The following is a 16,561-nucleotide window of genomic DNA, read 5'->3' as shown; positions in this document are numbered from 1 at the left end:
CGCCCGGTCGCGCCATGCGTGAGCGTCCCTTCAGTCCGGCCAGGTCCAGTCCGCGATTTCGGGACGGTCCCGGCCGTGCTCGTGCGCGTAGGCCAGGTTGTCGAGCACCTGCTGGTGATGCCGCTGACCTCGTTCGAGATGGCGAAGGTGCTGGTGCTGATGTTGCTGTCAGGAGGAAGCACGCCCGTGGAGAGCCAGCCGAAGTGGCTGCGGTACGTGACGTACCTCTTGCCTGCCCGGCACTTCGTCAGCTTCTCGCAGGTCATCATCTACCGAGGCGGAGGGCTGGGGGCCGTCTGGCGCCAGTTCCTGATGGTGGCCGCGGTGGGCGTGGGGTTCTTCGTCTACAGCCTGGCGCTCTTCCGCAAGTCCATCGCGGTGAGCAAGTAGCGCACCGGGCGGGCCCGCCGGGAGCATCTTCCCGGTGGGCCCGCGTCCGCATCAGTAGATGCGGAAGTCGTAGCGCGGCGGGCTCTGCTGATAGACGTTGTACGCCGTGTCGTTCAGGTTGCGGATCCGCACGTAGTACGCGGAGTTCGCGGGGACGCTGAGCGTGACCCGGGACGCCAGGCAGGTCGGGTCGTACCAGACGTTGCAGATGTTGTCGTTGGAGGCCACGAGCGCTCCAGGGGCGCCGTTGGAATAGGCATACACCTCCAGGTAGGTGTCAGCGCCGTTCACGACGTTGTAGGCCTCGAACTTCGCCGTCATCGCGCCGCCGAAGTAGACGGCGATCCAATCCACGTCTCCCTGCTCGTGGAAGTTGAAGCCCGTCAGGGGGTAGCCCGGGTAGGCCGTGAACTGGGCCGCGGTGTTGTTGTCCTCGTAGGCGTCCGGCGGGGGCAGATGGCAGCCCTCCGAGGGAGGGCCGAAGCCGTCAGGCGCGCAGACCCCGGCCGAGCAGATGCAACCGCTCCGACAATCCGCTCCCGTGCTGCACTCCCGCTGTGGCGGCGTGCCGCAGTCCGGATGCGGGGGACCGAACCCGTTGGGCACGCACTGGTTCGCGTCGCATGCACAGCCCAGATCACAGTCATTGTTGCTGCCACAGTAGCGGTACGTCAGCGCGGACTCCGTCACGGACTCCACGACGGCCGGGCCCGTGTCGGGCTCCTGGGACGCCGAGTCACCGCAGGCCCCGGACAACAGAGCCAGTCCAATCACGAGAGGGAACAGTCCAATCCGCATGTGCATGGGTCTCCTTGGGTGGTGAAGCCTCACGCCAGAAGGAGCACGCGCCCGGTTCGCGCTTCCACGTCGGCCCCCCCGTGCGTGAAGTCAAAAATGACTTAACGTGTTGGTCGCGGGAGGTCAAACAAACCAGAAAATAAAGTAAATCAAGTTACTCGCGCTGAGCCGCGTCCACCCAGGCACCTCCGCCGCCGGCCACCCGCGCGGGGGCTGCCCTCCTCGCCCGCTTCATCCTGGACCCAGGTCCATGGTCCGCCCGGTCGCGATGCTTAGCGTCAGGGCATGCGCGCACTTACCTACGAAGGTCCCTACCGGGTCGCGGTGCGGAACAAGCCCGACCCTCGGATTGAACATCCCCAGGACGGCATCGTGCGGGTGACGTCCGCGGCCATCTGCGGCTCGGACCTGCACCTGCTCCATGGGCTGGTGCCGGACACCCGCATCGGCTTCACCTTCGGCCATGAGTTCGTGGGCGTGGTGGAGGAGCTGGGTCCCACGGCCCGCATGCAGGGACTGAAGAAGGGCGACCGCGTGATGCTGCCCTTCCAGATCTTCTGCGGCGGCTGCTACTTCTGTCAGCGCGGCCTCACGTCCTGCTGTGACAACACCAACCCGGCGACGGACGCGGGCACGGGCATCTACGGCTATTCCCACACCTTCGGAGGCTACGACGGAGGGCAGGCCCAGTACGTGCGCGTGCCCTTCATCGGCGTGGACGCGGAGAAGGTCCCCGAGGAGGTCTCCGACCTGGACGCGCTGCCCATCACCGACGCCTTCACCACCGGCTACCAGGGCGCGGAGATGTGCGACCTGAAGGGCGGCGAGACCGTGCTGGTGCTGGGAGCCGGCCCCGTGGGCCTCTTCGCCATGTGGAGCGCCTGGGCCATGGGCGCGGGCCGGGTCATCGCCGTGGACAAGGAGGACTACCGCCTGGAGTTCGCGCGGCAGTGGCTGGGCGTGGAGACGCTCAACTTCACCGACGTGGACCTCGTCACCACCGTGAAGGGGATGACCGAGGGGCGCGGCGCGGACGCGACCATCGAGGCCGTGGGCTGCGAAGCGGCGGGCTCCCCGGTGCACCGCACGTTCGGCGTGCTCATGAAGGCGGAGGCCGGCTCCCCGGTGGCCGTCAACTTCGCCATCCACGCGACGCGCAAGGGCGGCGTCATCTCGCTCATTGGCGCGTACGGGCCTCCGGCCGTCGGCGTGGACCTGGGCACGTACATGAACAAGGCGCAGACCATGCGCACCGGCCAGGCCAGCGTGAAGCGCTACATGCCGCACCTGCTCGAGCACGTGCGCGCCGGGCGCATCCAGCCCTCGCGCGTCTTCACCCACCGTCTGCCATTGGAGCAGGCGCCGGAGGGCTACCACACGTTCGCGCAGAAGCGGGACGGCTGCATCAAGGTCGCCCTCTTCCCCAACGGAGAACACCTGCACTGAGAGGAGTCGTGTGATGAACCCCACGCCCGACAACACCGAGAGGCCCCACGTGCGGCAGCCCAAGCTCGCCACGCAGCAGGAGGTGGAGCGGCACTCCGCGTACCAGGCGCTGCAGCGCTCCGAGCGCCCGTCCTACTGGGGCGTCGACCTGGACCCGTCACGCCGGCCCGGCGTCCCGATGCTGAAGGAGCCGCGGCCGATGCTCCACGCGCGCTTCCCACCGGAGCCCCAGCAGGGCATGTCCGCGGCGCCCATGCACGGACGCCCCAACAAGCCGATGCCGGCCGTGTTCGGCACCGCCACCCCGCTCCACGGCGTCTCCGGCCTCATCCGGCGCGCCGCGTACCGGAAGCCGGACCACTACCCCAGCCACTGGCTGATGAAGATGTTGGCCGACCGCGTGGACTCCTGGGGCTACCACACGGGCAAGGTCCTGAAGGTGGTGGGCCCCATCGCGGTGGTGGGCCTCCTGGTCGGCATGGCGAGTGAGCGCCGCCCCGCGCTCGCGAGATAGGACCCAGAAGCTGCCCACGAGGCTTTCCGTGGGCTTCGGGGGACTGGCGTCGCGAGGGGGCTCTATCGTCCTCGCCATGCGACTGCTCCCCCGACTCCACCTCTTCGAGTTCCTCGACCAGCCGTGGCTGCCCGCGCTGTTGCGCCGTGGCGAGGTCGACTACCTGCACGTCGTGCTGGACCGGACGCGGCCCTACACCGCCGTGGCCCCGCAGCTGGGGGAGCTGCTGCGCATGACCGGCACGAACCGGGTCATCGACCTGTGCTCCGGCACGGGCGGTCCCTGGCGCACCCTGCTCCCGGTGCTGCGGAAGGTGCATCCCGAGGCCGAGGTCGTGCTCACGGACCTCCACCCCACCCCGGTGCCGGAGCTGCCCGAGGGCGCGCGGTACCGCGACACCCCGGTCGACGTCACCCGCATCCCGGAGGAGCTGACGGGGCTGCGCACCCTCTTCGAAGCGTTGCATCACTTCCGCCCGAAGCAGGCGCGAGCCCTCCTCGCGGACGCCGCCACGCGCGGAGTCCCCATCGCCGCCTTCGAGCTCACGCAGCGCTCCGTGCCCTACGTCCTCATCCAGCTGCTGCTCATCATCCCCCTGGTGTGGGGCTTCACCCCGCTCATCCGCCCGGTGCGCTGGTGGCGGCTGCTGCTCACCTACCTGGTGCCCATCATCCCCCTGCTCATCCTCTGGGATGGCGTGGTGTCGTCGCTGCGGACCTACACGCCGGAGGACCTGGAGGAGCTGACGGAGGGGCTGGATGCCAACGGCTACCGCTGGCACACCGGGGTCCATCGCGCGCAGGGAATGACCATCACCTATCTCCTCGGGCTGCCTCGGCAACGGTAGGGGTTGCGCGTTCCGCGACATCCCACCTCCTTGGGGTGCCCCTTGGAACGCAGAGCCTTGCGTCCCACCCTCCGACCTCCGTGGGCCGGAAGGAGAAGGCATGCATGTAAGGAATTGGAGTGCCCTGCTGTTGGTGGGACTGGCAGGGGTGGGATGTGGTGGCTCGCAGGAAGACTCCCGCGAGGTGACCGCCCAGGCCTGCCCACCCGGGGTGGCATCCCGGGTGGCGACACTCCTGCCTCCGGACTCCGGCGGCTTCGCGGGGGAGCTCACCCAGGTCCAGGGGACGCTCTACTTCGTCACCTCCACCTTCGACACCGGCTCGACCCTGTGGCGCAGCGACGGCACGGAGGCAGGGACCGTCCCGGTGAAGGTGTTTCCGGGGCCGCCCGGCGTCTACCAACCGACGAACCTCGTCGCGGTGGGCAACCGGCTCTTCTTCCAGACGCGCACCCCGGCCACCGGCATGGAGCTGTGGCTCAGCGATGGAACGGAGGCCGGGACCCGGCTGGTCAAGGACATCACCCCCGGCGCGGACGACTCCATCCTGGAGCCGGGCTACGAGCTCAACGGCCGCCTGGTGTTCTTCCGCTGGGTGCCGGTGTCGGCGAGCGAGTCGCGGCCGGAGCTGTGGCGGTCCGACGGGACGGCCGCCGGGACGCTGCGGGTGCGGAACTTCACCGCGTTCACGGGCTTGAGCTATTACAAGTTGAAGGTCGGCGACGCGCTGCTCTTCTTCTTCGCCGAGGAGACAGGCACCACGCTGTGGCGCACCGACGGCACGCTGGCCGGGACCGCCTCCGTCAAGCAGCTGGACGCGGGGTTGACCTACGTCCGGGACGTGAGCCGTCCGGGTGAGACGCCGCTGTTCATCCTGGATGACGGCCCCAACCACGAGGTGTGGAAGACGAATGGCACCGCGGCGGGGACCGTCCGTCTGGAGTCCTTCGGATATCCCGTGAACCTGCTCGGGACGCTGGGCACGTCTGTCTATCTGACGTCCGTGGACAGCCCGGTGACGAAGCGGCTGCGCATCGACCGGCTCTCGTTGAGCGGTGGGGGCAAGACGCGGATCACCACCCTGCCCAACCCCTACGCATCCGGCGAGTACGCGTATCCCGCCGTGCGGACGGCGGTGGTCTCCGGCAGCGACCTCTACTTCTCCATGGTCATCCTCAGCGACGCCCCCGTGCCCGAGAGCGTGTCGCTGTGGGCGACGAATGGAACGGCCGCGGGGACCCGCAGGCTCTTCGACAACCGCTATGTGGAGTACGGGTACCGCTACCCCCTGTTCGCCACCGGCACGGGCCAGGTCCTGTTCGGCGGCGTGCCGGACGAAGACGGCCCCGCCTTCCCCTATTTCACCCGGGGCTCCGTGGCGACGCAGGGCCAGCTGGCGGACGTCGCCTATCCGGACTCGTTCACCCGCGTGGGCAATCGCATCTTCTTCACCGCCTATGACGCCACGAACGAGCGCGAGCTGTGGTCCGTGCCGGCCACCTTCAGCTGCCCGCCGGGGCTGACCGGAGCGCGCGAGTAGTCATGGCTGGCACCGGGGCGGGCACGGCGCCCCGGTGTCCCCACACCCGATGCGGTACACTCCACCGGCCACATCCGTGGCCGCGCTGGAATGTCCTCCGACCTGCTGGAAATCTCAGACCTCATCGTCGACTACGACGTCGCGACGCTCCAGCCCCGGCCGGTGTCCCGCTCGGCGGTGGTGGCGCGGCTGGAGGCGAACGGCCAGCGGTCCGCCGCGCGGCTCGTGCAGCGGCTTCCCGCGTCCAATGACACGCTCGACGTCGAGGCCTGCAACCTGGCCCTGCTGCGCTCGCACATCGAGCTGCAGCGGCTGAGCGAGGAGTTCCTGCAGGCGGACCGCATCCGCGGCGTGCTGCTGCCCCTGTTGCAGGCGCTGCGCGACTCCGGCGTGAAGCCTCCGCTGCGCATCGTCGACGTCGGCTGTGGGCTGGGCTACGTCGTTCGCTCGCTCGCGGCGCACGGACGGCTGGGACGCGACGTTGAAATCATCGGCTGCGACATGAACGTGACGCTGATCGAGAACGCCCGGCGGCTCGCGGAAGAGGAATCCCTCTCCTGCGAGCTCAAGGTCGCGAACGCGTTCCAGCTGGAGCAGCCCGGCCACGTCTTCATCTCCACGGGCGTCTTGCATCACTTTCGTGGGAACGACCTGAACGCGTTCTTCGCGGGCCAGCGGCAGGGGCACGCCTTCGTGCACTACGACATCCAGCACTCGGTGCTCTCGCCCTGGGGTTCATGGATGTTCCACCAGGCCCGCATGCGCGAGCCGCTCGCGCGCCATGATGGCGTGGTCTCCGCGCGGCGCGCCCATCCCACGGAGACCCTGCTGACGGCGGCCCGGTCGGCGACGGGGTTCACCTGCGCGTCCCTGGACGGCGCCCGGAACCTCCTCGGCGCGGTGCTGCGTCCCATGACGGCCACGCTGGGGGCCCGCGCGGAGCTGTGGGACCCGCTCCAGCGCCACCTGGGCCCGCTGCGCGCACGGCTGGGGCCCGCGCGATGAACGCCGTCCTTCCCGTGCTGCTCGCGCTGCTGGCCATCACGGATGCCTCGTTCTGTGGCTTCCGGGTCGCCGCGGGCCGGGATGCGCGCATCTTCAAGGCGGACTTCTACCGGTCCGCCATCCGCCGGGGGATGGGGCGGGGGGTCTTCACGACCGCCGTGGTGGGGGCCGGAATCGCCGGTGCCTGCCTGTTCGCGCCGGGCCTGTTCTCCCAGCTGCTCGTCTGTGCGCAGGCCATCCTTTGGGTGCTCCTGCCGTACGCGACGCTGACGCTGGTGGGCATGGGCGTCTGGGCGGCGGCGGAGGCCGATGCGCGGACGCTCGCGAGCGTGGTGGTCCTGGGCCCGTTCACGCTGATCCGCCCCTGGGTCATCGCCGCGGCGGCCGCCGTCGGCGCGTGGAAGGCGCCAGGCCTCACGGCCGCGCTCGTCACCGTCGCGGCGTGCGGCGTCCAGCTCGCGCTCGAGCCCTGGATGAACGTGGGCATGCGGCCCAGGCTCCCGGGCCCTGGGTCCGGCGGGACCGTGAAACACGAATACAGGCGTGTTTCCTGACACTTCCGGGCACCCCACCCGCCCCTGGCTTGCTCACTCCCCGGTCCCTTCCTAGGATTCCGGCCTCCGCCGGATCCCCCCCTCATCACCTGGAGCAAACACCATGCGGTACACGCGCAAGAACGTTTCCGAGCTGCTCGCCACCGTGCAGGGCAATCCCGACGTCGTGGGCTTCTGGACGTCCACCATCGGCAGCTACACGTACAACATCACCCCGTCCGCGGGCGGCAACATCCTCCAGGACATCTACAACCCGAATCACCGCAGCTGCGAGGACGGCGGCCAGACCGTCTTCGAGGACGCGGCCCAGATCGGCTGCTACTAGCGGCCCCCGTCTCCCCTCCCTGCACACGACCCCCGGAGCACACCCATGCGTTACACGCGCAAGAACGTCAGTGATCTGTTGAGCTCGGTGCAGGGCAGCCCGGATGTCCAGGGCCACAGCACCTCGACCTTCGCCGGCTCCACCTGGACGATGGTCCCCTCCTTCGGCGGCGGCGCCGTCTGGCAGAACTATTGGACGTACCAGTGGACCTGCGAGGACGGCGGCACCGTCACCGCCGAGGACCGCTCCACGTTCGGCTGCTACTAGCGCCAACGCCTCCCCACCCGCCGTTCCACCCGCCGCACGGAGGTCCCCGATGCGTTTCACGCGCAAGGATGTCTCGGAGTTGCTGGAGCAGGTCCACGGAGGCCCGGACGTCATGGGCTTCGCCACGTCGAACTTCTCCAACACCACCTATTCGCTCGTCGCATCGGGGCCGGGAACGGTCTGGCAGGACCTCTACAACTCGGCCCACCGGCTGTGTTCCGAGGACGGCGCGACGTCCCCCTACGAGGACTGCAGCGGCGGCGTCGCCTTCTAGCCGTCCCGCGGTCCGCAGTGCTTCCCCCGCTTCCCCCGTCTCGCGGTCCCCTCATGAACACGCGCCTCACCCTGATCCTCAACACCCACATGCCGCAGGTGTTGGGCGAGGGGCCCCTCTTCGATGAGCCGGAGAACTGGCTCTTCGAAGCGCTGACGGAGACGTACCTCCCGCTGTTCCGGATGCTGGAGCGCTGGGACTCCCGGCGCTTCGCCGGCACGCTGGTGATGTCCTTCACCCCGTGCCTGGTGGAGCAGCTCGTCGCCTGCGAGGAGCGCTACACCGGCTACCTCCAGCTCTTGCGGCGCATCGCCACGCGCGAGCTGGAGCGCACGTCGCGGCTGGAGCTCTACAACCGCTACGAGAAGTTCCCGCAGTCGCTGTCGGACGAGGCGCTCGCCCGGGTCCACCGCACCGCGGGCATGTACCTGAACCGCGTGGAGGACAGCCTCCGGTTCCTGCGGGAGCACAGCCTGCGCGACGTGTTCGCAGGCCTGGGGCGCTCGCGGCTGCCGGGCGTGCAGCTGTGGACGTCCACGCCGCAGCACAACTTCCTGCCCTTCTTCCAGCCCGCCATCGCGGACCGGCTGGTGGCGCGGGGCGTGGAGTCCTTCCAGGACATCTTCGGCCGCGAGCCCGACGGCCTCTGGCTGCCCGAGTGCGCCTTCCAGCCGGGCCTGGAGCGCGTGCTCACGCGGCACGGCATCCGCCGCACCGCGCTCAGCCTGACGGGCATTGGCGCGTCGCAGCCCCAGGACCCCAGCGGGGTGTTCCGCCACGAGGACCTGGAGGTGCTCGTCCACGACTACCGCATCGGGCTGCACCTGTGGAAGTCGCCGGAATCCACCTATCCCGCCCATCCCGTCTACCGCGAGTTCTTCCGGGACGTGGGCTTCGACCTGCGCCCCGAGTACTTCGAGGAGCTGGGCGTGCCCGTGCCCGCGAACAAGCGGGGCCACGTGTGGACGGGCCTCAAGTACCACGCGGTGAGCGGGCAGAAGGTCGACCTGGGGCAGAAGGCGCTCTACGACGTGGAGGCCGCCCGCGCCCAGGTGCCCCAGCACGTGCGCGCGTTCTGGGACCTGCTGGAGTCGCGCCGCTCGCTCGTGCAGGACGGGCAGACGTTCGTGCTCGCGTTCGACACGGAGCTGTTCGGTCACTGGTGGCACGAGGGCATCGACTGGCTGGAGGGCGTCATGCAGCCCGCCGCGCCGCTGGAGGTGCCGGCCGCGGCGCCGGTGCCGCCGCCCGAGCCGCCGTCGCTGCCCCGGCTCTACTATTCGACGTGGGGGCGCGACTTCTACAGCGAGCACTGGCTGACGCCGGGCAACGCGTGGATGTACGCGCTCATCAAGCTGGTGGAGGCGCAGCTCCCGGAGCCGGTGGACGCGGAGACGCGCGAGACGTGGCGCCGCTTCGAGGTCCTCAGCGGCAGCGACCTGCTCTTCATGATCCCCGACCCGTCACAGCGGGACCGGGCGCGCTCGCTGTTCCTCGCGCGCTACACGGACGTCGTGTCGCGGCTGAAGGACTTCTCGCCGGAGCTGCTCACGTCCTTCCCGGTGGACCCCTTCAAGTGCGTGCTCCTCCACGTGAGCCAGGCCGGCGGGCAGGAGCAGCCGCCGTTCCTCCTGCGCCGGCTGTCCCTGGAGGGCGTGAACACCGAGGCGCGCCGGGAGCTCACGCTGGACGCGGAGGTGCTGGAGGTCGCGGGCCTGCGCGTCGCGTTCCAGTACTTCCTCCTGCACCCGCAGGGCCGCTACGCGCTGCGCGTGGAGGGCTCCGGGCGCGAGCACGTCTTCCAGATGCCGGACTACGGCGTGCCGCTGCTCATCGCGCCGGACACCCGCACCTATCCCAAGTACGACCCGGAGGTGCTCTACCGGAAGCTGGGGGAGATCTGGGAGGGCGACCAGCGGCTGCCGCTCAAGCTGAACCCCACGCTGCGCAGCCGCCACATGTACACGCGCGCGCAGGTGCTGGAGGTGCTCGCGGGGAAGCGCACCGCCGTCTTCAAGTACAACAAGGAGGGCTACGCGCTCCTGCGCTTCCGCGGCCGGAGCCCGGCCCCGGCGTCCGTCGTCTTCGACGACGCGGTGTCGCTCAGCGACGCGGGCGAGTACATCCAGGCCGGTGAGCTGTCCGTGCCCGTGGTGAACGACCCGGCGGACATCGCGCGCCACGACTTCGACGCGGTGGTCTTCACCTGCTCGCTCAACTTCGAGACGGAGGTGCCGCACGTCCGGGCGCTCTTGGAGGTGGCCACGCGCAGGCGGCTGCCCGTGGTGTCGCTGTACGACGACATCCTCTTTTACGACCTGTTCGACGGCCTGGAGCCGGACCCCGACCTCTTCTGGCGCGTGGCCGTGCCGGAGCAGGACGCGCTGGCGAAGCCGGGCCCGGCGGAGTACGGCCCGCGCAACCTGCTGGGCGTCTTCGGCACGGACACGGTGCAGGGCAAGTTCACCACGCAGGTGTACCTGCGCGAGGCGCTGGCGAAGCACGTGCGCGTGCGCCACCACGCCACGGAGCCCACGGGCATCCTGCTGGGTTCGGACACGGGCTACTCGCGCGTGCTGCGCGTGGAGCCCCCGCAGCGGATGGCGTTCGAGCGGCGGCTCATGGCGGACCTGGCGCGCGACTGCGACGTCGTCATCACCGGCGGACAGAACGGCCTGCTCTACACGCCCGTGGGCCAGGACCGCCGCAACAACGCCTCCACGCTCATCTACGAGACGTTCCTGCCGCGCCTGGTGGTGCTCACCGTGTCGGTGGACACGAAGCCGGAGGACGTGGTCGCCACGCGCGAGTACCTGGAGGCGCTGGCCCGCGAGCACAACGTGCCCTGCACGGTGGTGGGCCTGGCGATGATGGGCGGGCGCAAGCTCCTGGGCAGCCGGTGGACGGAGACGTGGTTCCTGGGCGTCCGGGATGAGGTGCTGGAGGAGGCGCGGCGGAAGATGGAGCAGCACACCGGCCTGCGCGTCCACGCCATTCCCGAGGAAGTGGATGCGCTGGCCCAGAGCGTGCTCTCGCACCTGTGATGGAAGCGGGCGGCGAGATGCAGGCGGAAGGCACTCCCGGGCTGCGGCAGTCGGCGCGCTACCTGGCCACGCTGCTGCGGATGCTCAAGCCCGCGTGGGGTGCGCTCGCGCGGAGCGCGCTCCTGGGCCCGGTCATCACGCTGCTCTGCCTGATTCCGCCCTTCCTCACGCGGCTGCTGTTCGACCACGTGTCTGCCCCGCAGGACCTGGGGCTTTTGCACGTGCTGGTGCTGAGCATCCTCGCCGCGTCGGTGGCGGCGGCGCTCGCGGAGACGCTGCTGGGCTATTACTCCGCGTACCTGACCGTGAAGATGGAGAGCTCCGCGGCGCTCTACCTCTTCAACCACCTGCAGCACCTGCCGGACCGCTTCTTCTCCCGGCGTCAGGTGGGCGAGCTCACCAGCCGCTTCGATGACGCGAAGGCGGGCATGGCCCTGGTGCTGGGGCTGCTCCGGCTCGTCTTCTCGCAGCTCACCTTCCTGCTCGTCATCCCGTTCACCCTGGCGTCGCTCCACTGGGAGCTGGCGCTGGCGGCGCTGGCCACGCTGCCCTTCGTGGTGGCGGTGCCGCTGTTCATGGGACGCGCCATGGGCAGCGCGTGGCAGGAGGTGATGGGCGTGCACGGCGCGCTCAGCGCGCTCCAGGTGGAGACGCTGCGGCAGAGCCGCACCACGAAGGTCCTGGCGCTGGAGCCGTTCGTCTATCAGCGCGCGGCGGGGCTCATGCGGTCCGTGCTGCGGGCGCACCTGCGGGCCCATGGGGTGGAGGGGCTGCTGAGATTGTTCGAGCGCTCGGTGGAGGCCGCGCAGACGGCGCTGTTCACCTGGCTGGGCTGGCGGCTCATCCTCCAGGGCAAGCTGACGCTGGGCGGCTTCGTGGCCTTCGTGGCGTATGCCGCGTACCTGCGCGGGCCGGTCATCGAGGCCATCTCCTTCGTCACCAGCCTGCAGCAGCGCGGCGTGCACCTGCGCCGCTTCTTCGAGTACCTGCACGAGGCGCCGGAGCAGGACCCGGCCCGCTCGCTGACGGCCCCGGCCCCGGTGGGCCAGCGGCTCTCCGGCGGGGTGGAGCTGGAGGGCGTGTCCTTCGGCTACCTGCCGGGGCAGGACGTGCTGCGCGAGGTGAGCGCGCGCGTCCCGCCCGGAGCGGTGGTGACCATCGTCGGCTCCAGCGGCTCCGGCAAGACGACGCTCGCGCGGCTCTTGACGCGGCTGGAGGCGCCAGGCCAGGGGCGCGTGCTGTACGACGGGCAGGACGCGCGGACGCTGGAGCTGTCCGACCTGCGCCGGCAGCTCGCGGTGGTGTGGCAGGACGTGGAGCTGTACCACGGCACCGTGCGCGACAACCTCACCCTGGGCCTCTCCGGCGTGAGCGAGGAGGACCTGCGGCAGGCGGTGCGGCTGTGCGCGCTGGAGCCCGTCCTCGCCGCGCTGCCCCAGGGCTACGACACGCCGGTGGCGGAGGCGGGCGCGAGCCTCTCCGGCGGACAGCGGCAGCGGCTGGCGCTGGCCCGCGCGGTGCTCCGCGACGCGCCCGTGCTGCTGCTGGACGAAGCCACCTCGCAGCTCGACGTGGAGACGGAGTCCGCCATCGTGAGGGGGCTGCTCGCGCGGGCCCGGGAGCGCGGTCAGACGGTGCTGTTCATCACGCACCGGCTGGCCAACGCGCCGCTGGCCGACGAGGTGTGGATGCTCGCCGGAGGCCGGCTGGTGGGCCGGGGCCCGCACGCGGAGCTGCTCGCGCGCTGCGCGCCGTACCAGCGGCTGTTCCGAGCGGGCATGGGCGAGGCGGACGCCGCCTAGCGCGGACGGAGAATCATGGCGAACGAGCTTCCACGCCCCACCGCACCGCCGCTGCCCTCGACGCTGCCCCTGCTGGAGGACCCCGACCACGCGGGCCTCTTCGTCGTGCGGCGGATCGGCACGCTCACGTTCCTGCTCGTCGCGGTGCTGTGCGCGGGGATGGCGCTCGCGGGCTCGCTCGTGCATCTGACCGTGGCCGTCCCGGAGGCCGTCCCGCCCCGCACGGAGTCCGTGTCCCTGGGCACCTATGTGCTGCGGCAGCTCCAGCACTGGAAGCCTTCGCGGGCTGGAGGCAGCGCCCCGTGAAGAAGGTGGGCATCATCGACAGCGGCGTGGAGGTGGCCTTCCTGCGCGAGCACTCGCTGCGGCTCGCGGGGGCGGCGTCCTTCACGCTCGACCTGGACGCGCAGGTGCTGGAGGCGCGCGCCTACGAACAGGAGGAGCTGGAGGCGTGGCGGGCCGGCGCGAGCACGCTGGACCTGGAGGACACGCACGGGCACGGCACGGCCGTGCTGAGCATCCTCTTCGACCAGGTCCGTCCCTGGCCGGACGTGGAGCTCTACGTGGCGCGCGTGCTCGACCAGAACGTGCGCGGACACTCGCTGTGCCTGGTGGAGGCGCTGGGATGGATGCTCGATGAGGTGGGCGTGGACGTGCTCAACCTGAGCCTGGGCACGACCCACCGCGCGCTGGAGGCGCCCATGCGCGAGGTCATCGACCGCGCGTCCGCACGGGGCGCCATCATCGCGAGCGCCGCGGGCGGGGTGCCCACCCTGCCCTCGCTCCTGGAGTCGGTGGTGTCCGTGGGCGACCCCGCCCTCATGGAGCGCGTGGGCGCGGACGTGAAGGTGGACCACGTCGTGAAGGAGCGGGAGGTGAAGCTCTACATGGGTGGCCACTGGATGCAGGTGCCCATGACGACCAGCTTCGCCTGCCCGGTGGCGGTGGCCGGGGTGCTGCGAGAGGGCCCTCCTCCCAACTGGCGGCGCAAGCAGGGCTGAGCGCCTCACGGCGTAGGCGGGCCCTGCGGCGGGGACGGCGCCACTTCCGGGGAGACGTCGCCCAGGTCCAGCACCTCGCCGTCCTTCACCTTCAGCGGCTTGCGCAGACGCCCCTGGGAGGGGCCTCCCAGGATGATGAGGACGCGCTCACCCGCGCGCACGCCCTTGAGGGTGAAGCGGCCCTCCGCGTCCGGGGCATGCTCCGGCGAGGGCGGCTCGCCCTCGATGAAGATGAACGCGTCGGGGATGGGCGCCTTCGTGGCCGCGTCCACCACGCGGCCCCGCACGGTGGCGGGCTCCGTCAGGGGGATGTCCACCTCGAGCACCGCGCCGGTGCCAGGCGAAGCCAGGGCCTCGCCCACGGAGCCATCCACCGTGCGCGCCGTCAGCTTCACGGGCTCGGGCGGGACGTCGCGCAGTTCGAAGCGCTCGCCGGAGAACTCCCAGGAGCCCTCTCCCTGGGGAAGGAACCCCTTCTGGAGCTGGAGCGACAGGGAGAAGCCCCGGACGGGTTCGCCCTTGCGCACCACGCGGCCACGGAGGAAGGCCGAGGGCCGCAGCCGCACGACCACCTCCTGCTCGGCGGTCACAGGCACGGCCTCGCTCGAGCGTCCGCCGTTGCGCGCGCCCAGCATCACGCGGCGATGGGCGGGGAGCGCCGTGCGGGACAGGGGGATGGCGAAGCGGCCCTCTTCATCCGTGGGTGTCATCGCCAGGGGGATGCCCTGCCCGTCCGCCGCCGTGAGCGTGATGACCGCGTGGGGAGAGGGCGAGCCATCCGGCTCCAGGACGACGCCCCGGTATTCGTTCGCGTCGCGCTTCTCCTCCCACGTGAACTCGACCTGGGCCGTCCGTCCCGCCTCCACGCGCACGGGCTTGCGCTGGCCCTGGATGAAGCGGCCGCGCGCCGTGAGCAGGAGCGTGTAGCCCCCCGAGGGAAGGACCATCCGGAAGACGCCCTCCGCGTCCACGCCCACCTGGCCCACGCCCGGGGCCACGCCTTGGGACGGCTCGTCCGCCAGGGCCGTCACCTCCAGCGGCGCGTCCGGGAGGGAGCCCCGGGCCACGCGCACCACGCCCTCCACGGTGCCCGTGCCCTCCAGCGTGAAGTCCGCCCGGGCCGTGCCGTTCGCCTCCACGGAGACAGTCTGCCGGACGCCCACCGTCGAACCCTCGTGGCGCGCGGAGAGCGACAGGCGGCCCGTGGCGAGCCCTTCGAGCCGGTAGCGGCCGTCCGCGTCGGTGCGGGCCTCGATGGGCTTCGCATCCGCGCCATCGCTCCAGCGGTTGACGCCCGAGATGCGGGCCGCTGCCACCGGAGCCCCGTTCCTGTCGCGCACCTGGCCCTCCACCGCGCCGGTGCGTGAGAGCTTGAGCTCCACGGGGAAGCGCTCGCCCTGGGTGACCGTCAGCCCGCGGCGCAAGGCAGGTGAGAAACCCGGGGCGTTCACGCGGGCGTCGTAGCTGCCGGGAGCAAGCCCGCGCACGAGGAAGTGCCCCTCCGCGTCCGACACGGCGACGCCAGGGTCACCGTCCCCGCCTGAAAGGCTGACGTCGACCCGAGCCCCCACCACCGGTCCGCCCGAGGGCTCCTCCACCACGCGGCCCTCCAGCACCGCGCCCGGTCCCAGTTGGATCCGCACGTCGCGCACGGTGCTGCCCGCGACGCAGAGGACCGGCAGGTCGAGCGCGCCGGACTCCTCGCCGCGCCGCGCGGACAGGGGGTGGGCACCGGGCTCCACCTCCACGGAGAACCCGCCTTGCGCGCCCGTCGTCACCACCTGGGGGGGATTGCCGCCCACCCGCACCTCGGCGTCCGCGGCCGGGAGGCCCTTCGCGTCCACGACGAAGCCCTCGATGACGCTCGCCAACCGGAGCGCCAGTGTCAGGGGCCCTTCCGTGGGGATGCGCAGGCGGCTCATCACCACGCGCGCGTAGCCGGGGGCGCGGGCCTCCAGCAGGTAGGCACCGGGGGCGAGTCCATCGACGCGGAAGTTCCCGCGCTCGTCGCTCGTCGCATAGACGCGCTCGTCGTCGGGGGCATCGGCGCGCTGCCAGACTTCCAGCTCGCGGGCGTGCGCCGTGAGGACGATCTCCACGAGCGGCAGCGGTTCATTCGATCCGCGCACCACCGTGCGGCCCGTGAGCGACTGCGCGGGTTCCAGGGAGATCCGCAGCGCCGTGCGCGACTCGCCGTGCGGGCGCACCACGTCACGAAGGAGGGGAGCCAGGCCCGGTGCGCGCACCGCCACCAGGTAGCGGCCGGGCCCGGAGGCGAGCCGGGCGTGTCCCTTCGGATCCGTGACGCCGGAGCCCACCAGCATCCACGCGGACGCCCGCGCGCCCGGTGCGTAGAGCCGCACGGTGGCCCCGGGCGAGGGCTTCCCGTCCGCGAGGACCTCCACGTCCAGGACGCCATCCGCCTCGCTCAAGGACTGCGACGTCGGAAGCGTGCTGCCATCCGCAGGCTCGGAGTGCTTCGGCGTGGACTCGGGGCCCGCGGGGGTCTTCGGTGCGAGCGTGGCGTCCGCGCTGCCCCCTGGAGCATCCGGTCCGCCGGAGCGCAGGGCCCAGAACAGCACGAGGCCGCACGCGACCAGGACCGCCACTCCACCGATGAGCCACCTGCGCATGCCCGCCATCCTCACCCCCACCTCCGTGGGGGCACCGGCCATCAGTATCCTCCGAAGCCGCGTGCGCGTCCCGCCTCAGCCATCGTGCCCCGGGGGCGTCGCGCTCCGGCTCGAAGCACAC

16 protein-coding genes are annotated in these 16,561 nt (G+C 70.9%); 14 read left to right on the top strand and 2 right to left on the bottom strand.

Annotated elements, in window-relative coordinates; all coding sequences use genetic code 11:
- Window positions 1–75: 75 nt before the first annotated feature.
- Entirely contained in the window at window positions 76–390 is a 315-nt protein-coding gene (locus NR792_RS34390; protein WP_375756936.1) for an ABC transporter permease, read from the top strand.
- A 51-nt stretch (window positions 391–441) separates the two neighbouring features.
- Here the strand turns inward: NR792_RS34390 and NR792_RS34385 are convergent, their stop codons facing one another.
- Window positions 442–1,164 carry a hypothetical protein gene (locus NR792_RS34385; RefSeq protein WP_375756935.1) on the bottom strand — a complete coding sequence of 241 codons (723 nt, stop codon included), beginning with the start codon at window positions 1,162–1,164 and terminating at the stop codon, window positions 442–444.
- Window positions 1,165–1,473: 309 nt separating this feature from the next.
- On the opposite strand from NR792_RS34385, the gene NR792_RS34380 reads away from it, so the two are divergent.
- From NR792_RS34380 to NR792_RS34320, 13 genes are all read left to right on the top strand, one after another.
- A complete protein-coding gene (locus NR792_RS34380) occupies window positions 1,474–2,634 on the top strand; it encodes a zinc-dependent alcohol dehydrogenase (RefSeq protein ID WP_375756934.1) in 1,161 nt (386 codons plus the stop codon).
- Window positions 2,635–2,647: 13 nt separating this feature from the next.
- Entirely contained in the window at window positions 2,648–3,148 is a 501-nt protein-coding gene (locus NR792_RS34375; RefSeq protein ID WP_375756933.1) for a hypothetical protein, read from the top strand.
- Window positions 3,149–3,224: 76 nt separating this feature from the next.
- Window positions 3,225–3,995 (top strand): hypothetical protein, encoded by a 771-nt coding sequence (locus NR792_RS34370; protein ID WP_375756932.1) that lies wholly within the window; start codon window positions 3,225–3,227, stop codon window positions 3,993–3,995.
- Between the two features lie 223 nt (window positions 3,996–4,218).
- Window positions 4,219–5,535 (top strand): hypothetical protein, encoded by a 1,317-nt coding sequence (locus tag NR792_RS34365; RefSeq protein WP_375756931.1) that lies wholly within the window; start codon window positions 4,219–4,221, stop codon window positions 5,533–5,535.
- Window positions 5,536–5,625: 90 nt separating this feature from the next.
- Complete coding sequence (locus NR792_RS34360) at window positions 5,626–6,540, top strand: class I SAM-dependent methyltransferase (protein WP_375756930.1); 915 nt, start codon at window positions 5,626–5,628, stop codon at window positions 6,538–6,540.
- Window positions 6,537–7,094, top strand: a complete 558-nt coding sequence (locus NR792_RS34355) for a hypothetical protein (RefSeq protein WP_375756929.1) — start codon at window positions 6,537–6,539, stop codon at window positions 7,092–7,094. Before NR792_RS34360 ends, NR792_RS34355 begins: the two co-directional genes overlap by 4 nt.
- 103 nt (window positions 7,095–7,197) lie before the next feature.
- Window positions 7,198–7,419: a hypothetical protein gene (locus tag NR792_RS34350; protein WP_375756928.1), complete on the top strand. Its 222-nt coding sequence runs from the start codon at window positions 7,198–7,200 to the stop codon at window positions 7,417–7,419.
- 45 nt (window positions 7,420–7,464) lie between these two features.
- On the top strand, window positions 7,465–7,686 hold the full coding sequence (locus tag NR792_RS34345; RefSeq protein WP_375756927.1) for a hypothetical protein: 222 nt from the start codon (window positions 7,465–7,467) through the stop codon (window positions 7,684–7,686).
- A gap of 49 nt (window positions 7,687–7,735) precedes the next feature.
- Window positions 7,736–7,960 (top strand): hypothetical protein, encoded by a 225-nt coding sequence (locus NR792_RS34340; protein WP_375756926.1) that lies wholly within the window; start codon window positions 7,736–7,738, stop codon window positions 7,958–7,960.
- Between the two features lie 53 nt (window positions 7,961–8,013).
- Window positions 8,014–11,004 carry a hypothetical protein gene (locus tag NR792_RS34335; protein WP_375756925.1) on the top strand — a complete coding sequence of 997 codons (2,991 nt, stop codon included), beginning with the start codon at window positions 8,014–8,016 and terminating at the stop codon, window positions 11,002–11,004.
- On the top strand, window positions 11,004–12,806 hold the full coding sequence (locus NR792_RS34330; RefSeq protein ID WP_375756924.1) for a peptidase domain-containing ABC transporter: 1,803 nt from the start codon (window positions 11,004–11,006) through the stop codon (window positions 12,804–12,806). Before NR792_RS34335 ends, NR792_RS34330 begins: the two co-directional genes overlap by 1 nt.
- Before the next feature lie 15 nt (window positions 12,807–12,821).
- Window positions 12,822–13,112 carry a hypothetical protein gene (locus NR792_RS34325; RefSeq protein WP_375756923.1) on the top strand — a complete coding sequence of 97 codons (291 nt, stop codon included), beginning with the start codon at window positions 12,822–12,824 and terminating at the stop codon, window positions 13,110–13,112.
- Window positions 13,109–13,807: a S8 family serine peptidase gene (locus NR792_RS34320; RefSeq protein WP_375756922.1), complete on the top strand. Its 699-nt coding sequence runs from the start codon at window positions 13,109–13,111 to the stop codon at window positions 13,805–13,807. The genes NR792_RS34325 and NR792_RS34320 overlap by 4 nt, the downstream gene beginning before the upstream one ends.
- 5 nt (window positions 13,808–13,812) lie before the next feature.
- Here NR792_RS34320 and NR792_RS34315 read toward each other — a convergent pair whose 3' ends face one another.
- Complete coding sequence (locus NR792_RS34315; protein WP_375756921.1) at window positions 13,813–16,440, bottom strand: carboxypeptidase regulatory-like domain-containing protein; 2,628 nt, start codon at window positions 16,438–16,440, stop codon at window positions 13,813–13,815.
- Between the last annotated feature and the right edge of the window lie 121 nt (window positions 16,441–16,561).

This window comes from Corallococcus exercitus (assembly GCF_042231735.1).
Lineage (GTDB): Bacteria > Myxococcota > Myxococcia > Myxococcales > Myxococcaceae > Corallococcus > Corallococcus exercitus_B.
This window is presented reverse-complemented; position numbering and strand designations above follow the sequence as displayed.

What these genes read in the sequence shown, in the direction of transcription:
- NR792_RS34380 (WP_375756934.1), top strand. Translation starts at nt 1,474, where the DNA reads ATGCGCGCACTTACCTACGAAGGTCCCTACCGGGTCGCGGTGCGGAAC.
- NR792_RS34375 (WP_375756933.1), top strand. Translation starts at nt 2,648, where the DNA reads ATGAACCCCACGCCCGACAACACCGAGAGGCCCCACGTGCGGCAGCCC.
- NR792_RS34370 (WP_375756932.1), top strand. Translation starts at nt 3,225, where the DNA reads ATGCGACTGCTCCCCCGACTCCACCTCTTCGAGTTCCTCGACCAGCCG.
- NR792_RS34360 (WP_375756930.1), top strand. Translation starts at nt 5,626, where the DNA reads ATGTCCTCCGACCTGCTGGAAATCTCAGACCTCATCGTCGACTACGAC.
- NR792_RS34355 (WP_375756929.1), top strand. Translation starts at nt 6,537, where the DNA reads ATGAACGCCGTCCTTCCCGTGCTGCTCGCGCTGCTGGCCATCACGGAT.
- NR792_RS34350 (WP_375756928.1), top strand. Translation starts at nt 7,198, where the DNA reads ATGCGGTACACGCGCAAGAACGTTTCCGAGCTGCTCGCCACCGTGCAG.
- NR792_RS34345 (WP_375756927.1), top strand. Translation starts at nt 7,465, where the DNA reads ATGCGTTACACGCGCAAGAACGTCAGTGATCTGTTGAGCTCGGTGCAG.
- NR792_RS34340 (WP_375756926.1), top strand. Translation starts at nt 7,736, where the DNA reads ATGCGTTTCACGCGCAAGGATGTCTCGGAGTTGCTGGAGCAGGTCCAC.
- NR792_RS34335 (WP_375756925.1), top strand. Translation starts at nt 8,014, where the DNA reads ATGAACACGCGCCTCACCCTGATCCTCAACACCCACATGCCGCAGGTG.
- NR792_RS34330 (WP_375756924.1), top strand. Translation starts at nt 11,004, where the DNA reads ATGGAAGCGGGCGGCGAGATGCAGGCGGAAGGCACTCCCGGGCTGCGG.
- NR792_RS34325 (WP_375756923.1), top strand. Translation starts at nt 12,822, where the DNA reads ATGGCGAACGAGCTTCCACGCCCCACCGCACCGCCGCTGCCCTCGACG.
- NR792_RS34315 (WP_375756921.1), bottom strand. Translation starts at nt 16,440, where the DNA reads ATGCGCAGGTGGCTCATCGGTGGAGTGGCGGTCCTGGTCGCGTGCGGC.